5 protein-coding genes are annotated in these 5,929 nt (G+C 60.3%); 2 read left to right on the forward strand and 3 right to left on the reverse strand.

Going from position 1 to position 5,929, the window contains the following annotated elements:
• Positions 1 to 117: 117 nt before the first annotated feature.
• From QMX84_RS25570 to QMX84_RS25580, 3 genes are all read right to left on the reverse strand, one after another.
• Positions 118 to 2,550: a TonB-dependent receptor gene (locus QMX84_RS25570; RefSeq protein WP_262124531.1), complete on the reverse strand. Its 2,433-nt coding sequence runs from the start codon at positions 2,548 to 2,550 to the stop codon at positions 118 to 120.
• A gap of 142 nt (positions 2,551 to 2,692) precedes the next feature.
• Positions 2,693 to 3,682, reverse strand: coding sequence for a FecR family protein (locus tag QMX84_RS25575; protein WP_262124532.1), 990 nt, complete (start codon positions 3,680 to 3,682; stop codon positions 2,693 to 2,695).
• A complete protein-coding gene (locus tag QMX84_RS25580) occupies positions 3,679 to 4,230 on the reverse strand; it encodes an RNA polymerase sigma factor (RefSeq protein ID WP_048368273.1) in 552 nt (183 codons plus the stop codon). Before QMX84_RS25580 ends, QMX84_RS25575 begins: the two co-directional genes overlap by 4 nt.
• 184 nt (positions 4,231 to 4,414) lie before the next feature.
• On the opposite strand from QMX84_RS25580, the gene QMX84_RS25585 reads away from it, so the two are divergent.
• Together QMX84_RS25585 and QMX84_RS25590 are read left to right on the forward strand one after the other, a co-directional pair.
• Positions 4,415 to 4,903 carry a sigma-70 family RNA polymerase sigma factor gene (locus tag QMX84_RS25585; RefSeq protein WP_282365087.1) on the forward strand — a complete coding sequence of 163 codons (489 nt, stop codon included), beginning with the start codon at positions 4,415 to 4,417 and terminating at the stop codon, positions 4,901 to 4,903.
• Positions 4,900 to 5,865, forward strand: a complete 966-nt coding sequence (locus tag QMX84_RS25590) for a FecR family protein (RefSeq protein WP_282365088.1) — start codon at positions 4,900 to 4,902, stop codon at positions 5,863 to 5,865. Before QMX84_RS25585 ends, QMX84_RS25590 begins: the two co-directional genes overlap by 4 nt.
• Positions 5,866 to 5,929: the final 64 nt, after the last annotated feature.

Genomic DNA, 5,929 nt, shown 5'->3' on the forward strand with positions numbered 1-5,929 from the left:
GGCTTTCATCCCATAACCTGTGGGAGCGGCTTGCTCGCGATTGGGTCTCTGCCCGGATATCCGCGTCGTCTGAATCGCGAGCAAGCCCGCTCCCACCCAAGGCCATAGCCTGCGGGTTTAAAACTCCAGTGTGCTGGACAGGGTGAACTGGCGCGAATCTCCGATCGAGACGAAGGTACGGCTGGCCGCCGAGGTGTAGTAGGTGCGGTCAAACAGGTTTTTGACGTTGAACTGGAATTTGACCTTTTGCCCTTCGATGCGGGTGTCGTAGGTGGCGAAGGCATCGGCCACGGTGTACGACGGCAGGTCGAAGTCGTTCAGGGCATCGCCCGCCCGTTCGCCCACATAACGGGCACCTGCGCCGACCCGCAGTTTGTCACCGCCAATGATGTTGCCGAAGTCATACACCGCTGACACCGAACCGCTGTTTTTGGCCACGTTTTGCAAGCGCATGCCTTGGTAGGTGTTGTCTTTGGTCACTTCAGCATCGGTGTAGGCGTAGCTGCCGATCAGGCTCCAGTTGTCACTCAACTGGCCGCTGACGTCCAGTTCCAGGCCGCGTGAGCGAACCTGGCCCGCCGTCGAGTAAACGGTGTCTGCGCCCACGGTCGTCGACACCAGTACGTTGCGTTTTTTAATGTCGTACAGCGCCACTGTGCCGGTAATGCGTCCCGGAATGTCCAGCTTGGCGCCCAACTCCCACGACTTGGACTGCTCAGGAGCAATGGCCGAGTCGAGTACCACGCCACCATCCAGCGGGGCGATGCTGGAGTTGGGCTTGAACGATTCAGTGTAGCTGCCGTAGAACGACAACTCATCGGTGTAGCGGTACACCAGCCCTGCACGCGGAATCCATTTAACCCCGTTGGTATCCGTACTGGCTTTGAACGGGATGGCTTTACCCGCCAATTGGTCGTACTTCTGGAAACGCGCACCGGCCACCAAAATCCATTGATCGGTGAGGTGAATGGAGTCTTGGGCAAATAAAGAATCGCTGCGCAGCAGGTCGGTCTGATTGCTGTCCTTGGCGCTGACCGTGGTGCCCGCCACTTCATTGCCGTACACCGGATTGAGGTAGCTGAAGGTGGATTTGCTGTTTTGACGGATCAATTCAGCCCGGTAGATTTTGCGGTATTCGTCATCCAGGCCAAACACCAGGTCATGCTGCATCCCTGCCGCCTGAACCTTGCCTTGCAGGCTGACTGTAGAAAAGCGGTCGGTGGTGAGGGCGCCCTTGGTGCCGTCCATGCTGCGGGTCAAGGTACCGTCCGAGTTGACCTTGGTCACGCGCACTTGGCTGGCGTCGTAGGTTTCGCGGTTCCAGCTATAACCGAAGTGGGCTTTCCAGTCGTCGTTGAGGTCATGGTCCACTTCAAGACGGTACAGGTCCGAACGCCCTTCCATGTTGTTGAAAGGCTCATCCAGACGGCGTGTGGCGGGGATGTCCAGCGGATGGTTAGTCGCAGGGTTGATCGCCGTGCCACGGTCAAACGGCGAGAGGAATTCGCGGTGTTCGTAGGCCATCAACACTTGAGTGTTGTCGCCGTACCAGGCCAGCGACGGCGCCACGAGGGTTTCGCGGTGCACGCCAAAGTTGCGCCAGTAATCTTCGTCTTCGTGGTCGACGATCATCCGGTAAGCCAGCCCCGAATCACCCAAAGGCCCCGTGCTGTCCAGGCTGCCACCGCTGCCGTTTTTGCCCGAGCCGTAGCTCGAACCGCGCACGGTCACGGCGTTGTACTGCTCCAGCAACGGTTTTTTGCTGACGACGTTGACCACCCCACCGGGGTCTTGAATGCCGTAGAGCAATGAAGCCGGGCCTTTGAGTACCTCGACCCGCTCAGCGGTGGCATTCAGCGCCCGCCCCTGCACGATGGGCATGCCGTCGCGCATGATCGAGCCGTCGCGGTTGTCACCAAAACCGCGCTTCATCACCGAGTCCTGGGTGCTGCCCAGCGTATTGCCCTGGGTGATGCCGCTGATGTTGTTCAGGGCGTCATCGAGGTTGCGCGGCGCCTGATCGCGAATCACCTGCGCGGGCACCACGTTGATGGTTTGCGGGGTTTCCATGGACGAACCCGTGCCGCGCATCACCGATGACGTGGCGGGAGGCTGATAGGTGGTGTCGTTTTGCATCTGTGAGGTAATGCTGGTCGCCCCCAGATTTAGCGCATCGCCGGTCGGCTGCGGCTCAAGGGCGTAAGTGGTGGCGTCGATGCGGCGAACGTTGAAGCCCGAATGCGCCAGCAATTGCTGCAAAGCCTGATCTGCACTCAGGCGACCTTTAATGGCCGGTGCTTGCAGGCCAAAGGGCGCCTCATCGGTGTAAACCACACTGAGGCCGGTCAAGCGGCTGAAATCGTTTAATGCCTGGGGCAACGCCTTGGCCGGCAGATTGAAATCAAACAGCGCCACGGGTTGCTGCTGCGCAACGTCTTGCGCCAACGCCACGCTCAACGGGCTGAGTGCCAGACCTGCCATTACCAGCGCAGACGCGCCCATCCACTGCTTTACCGAACCGCCTGCCGCCGACCTTGCCCTGGACTTCATGCTCATGACCTGTGTATGACTTGTTACGGAATACGAATTTTTCGCATTTTCAAGCACTACACGGATGGGCTCAGGGTTTACCTCACCTGTTGTTGAAAAATAATTTTAACTACCACGATTAAAAGCCCACATCGGCAGATAATCAGCGCAGAACAATCACCTTCCCGAACAGGTTGTGCTGTTCAAACCCGAGCACGCCTTGCAGGGAGTTAATCACTGTTTGCGGGTCCTGGCTGGGGAAGCTGCCGCTAATACGCCGTTCACCCAACTGCGCATTCAGCAGCACAATTTGCCCGGGGTAATAACGTTTGAGGTCGGCCACGACGTCGGCCAGCGGGGTTTTGTAGTACGTCAGCCAGCCCGTGCGCCAGCCCAGTTGTGCAAGGCTGTCGACGCGGTGCACGGTGTCTGCCGTGCCTGCAGCGTAGGCCACTTGTTGATCGGCGGTAAGAATCTGCTGCGGCGCCTGTTTGTCAGCCTTGACCCCGACCCGCCCGGACAACACCGTGACCTGCGCGCCGCCGGACTGTAAGCGAACCTCAAACTCGGTGCCCAACACCCGTGCTTCGCCGCCGTCGGCATCCACCACAAATGGCTGGCCGGTGTGGGTGACGTGAAAAAACGCCACACCCCGGCGCAATTCGACATGCCGCTCGTTGCCACTGAAGTTCACGGCAATGGCGCTGTCGGCCCCCAACGTCACTTCGGATTGATCGGCCAGGGTCAGGGTTCGCACTTGCCCCGGCGCACTGACGTAATCGGCACCCAGATCATTCAGCCAGCGCATGGGTTGCCAACCGGCGAACACCCCCACCATCAACAACAGGCAGGCAGCCACGGCCAGGCCGCTGGACCAGCGTGCCAGGCGATGACGACGGCTAACGTTCATCTGCGACAGGTAGCGTTGCATCACCAGCGCTTCTTCATTGGCCAAGGTGTTGCCCGCCACTTCGCTCAACTCCCACACCACTTGCGCCTGCGCGTAGGCCTCGGCATGGGCCGGGTCGGCGTGCAGCCAGCGGCTGAAAGTGGCCTGGTCACCGCTGTCAGGCTGATCGTGCAGCACGCTCAGCCATTGCAGCGCGGTGCGCTCCTGCTCGGGTGTCACCCGGATCTTCGAATGTTGAGTCACGATGCTGTCCCTGGCGGCTCTCGCAAGCTGGCCTTGCAGGCCTCTAGGGCGCGCATCATATGTTTTTCGACGGCACTTTGGGACACGCCCGTGACCTTGGCGATTTCGGCATAGGTGCGGCCATGGATGCGGTTGAGCAAAAAGATGTGCCGGGTGCGCTCTGGCAGGCTGCGCAAGGCCGCCTCGACCTGGCGCAAATCATTGCCCGCCTCCAGCGCCGCCTGCGGCTCACAGCCTTGGGCGTCAGGCTCGGTCTGCCAATGCTGGTTGAGCCGGTCGCGGCTGCCTTCGCTGCGCAGATGATCGATGGCAATGTTGCCCGCGCAACGCAGTAAATAAGTGCCAAGTTCCTCGACCTGTACCAATGGCCGTCGCCAGAACCGCAAAAACAAATCCTGAACCAGATCGGCGGCCGTGGCCCGACAGCCCACACGGCGGCTGACCAGCGCTTCCATTTGTGGGCGCTGGGATAAAAACACCTGCAGAAAATGCGCACGTCCATGGCGCGATTCACTGCCAGGTCCATCCTTGAGTTCGGGAGGGTTCATGGGCGTCGAGGCGGGAAGTCAAAAAGAAGGCGGATATTAATGATAAATATTCTCATATGCAAAAGCAGATGACGGGCTGTGCTGAATCCATTTATCCAGGGTGATTGCTCAATCCAATCCCTCGCCACTACAATGCGAACAATTCTTGTTCTCTAAAGCGTCTTCGGCGCAGCTGGAGTGGTCGTTGCCCCCGTCAAACATCGTCGAGGTTCTCTATCAGGACCACCACAGCTGGCTCACCGCCTGGCTGCGGCGCAAGCTGGGTTGCCCGCAAGGCGCTGCCGATCTGGCGCAAGACACCTTTATGCGGCTGCTGACCGCCCGTGAAACACCGACCATTGCCGAACCCCGGGCATTTTTGACCGTGGTCGCCAAGCGCGTGCTGTTTAACCACTATCGTCGCCAGGAGCTGGAGCGCGCCTATTTGCAGGCGCTGGCGGAGCTGCCCGAAACGCTGGTGCCGTCTGAAGAAGACAAAGCCATCATTCTGCAAACCCTCGCCGATCTGGATCAATTGCTCGATGGCCTGCCCTCGCCGGTCAAGCGCGCCTTTTTGCTGGCGCAGGTCGATGGCCTGAGCTATGCCGAGATCGGCGCGCAACTGGGTATTTCAATTGCCACGGTTAAACGCCACCTGAACAAAGCCGCCCTGCGCTGCTACTTCGCCCTGTGAACGGCGCCTTTAATCATCCGCCAGACATCACCCCGGGGGTCGCCGAGCAAGCGGTAAGCTGGCTGGTGGAAATGCAGGGCGGCGCGCTCAGCCCCCGGCGCCAGCAAGCCTGGGAGCATTGGCTACAGGCCCACAGCGAACACCAACGCGCTTGGGAGCATATTCAGCGGGTCAACCAACGCTTGCGCGGGTTGTCCTCGCCCCTGGCCCACGCCGCGTTGAACGCGCCGAAAAACAGCAGCCGTCGTCATGCCCTCAAGCTGTTGCTGTTGTTGGGCGCGGGCTCGGCACTGACCTACAGCCTGCGCGACCAATTGCCGATCACCCCGCTGCTGGCGGATTACAGCAGCCCGGTCGGCCAGCGTCGCAAAGTGCAGTTACAAGACGGCAGCCTGATCCAGCTCAACACCGCCAGTTCGGTAGATGTGAACTTCAACGCCCAGCAGCGGGTGATTCGCCTGCTGGAGGGCGAGATGCAGCTGATTACCGCTAAAGATCCCCGGCCTTTGCAGGTGCTCACAGCCGATGGCCTGTTGCAGCCGCAGGCCGCGCGCCTGAACCTGCGCCAATTCAATAACCGCACCGAACTGGCCGTGTTTGATGGCCGGGTCGCGCTGTCACCGACCGATCACACCGGCAGCCCGTTGTGGGTAAACGCCCATCAGCAAGTGAGCTTTAACCCCTTGGCCTGGAGCACTCCGCAGGCGCTGGATGCTGGCAGCGGCGCCTGGACTGACGGCATGCTGGTGGCCGCACACATGCGCCTGCAAGACTTTCTGGCCGAACTGGGCCGCTACCGTCGCGGCCAACTCAATTGCGACCCTAAAGTCGCTGAGTTGCTGATCTCCGGCACTTACCCGATAGATGACAGCGAGCGGATCCTCAGCCTGCTGGAAATCAGCCTGCCGGTGCGGGTCAGACGCTTTACCCGGTATTGGGTGACAGTCGAGGCGCGTGCGTAACCCCCTGTAGGAGCGGGGTGGGCGCCGCCGCGTTTTTTTTAAATAAAAAAAAACGCGGGGGCGC

It is taken from the genome of Pseudomonas sp. PS01297 (assembly GCF_029959305.1).
GTDB classification, from domain to species: domain Bacteria; phylum Pseudomonadota; class Gammaproteobacteria; order Pseudomonadales; family Pseudomonadaceae; genus Aquipseudomonas; species Aquipseudomonas helleri.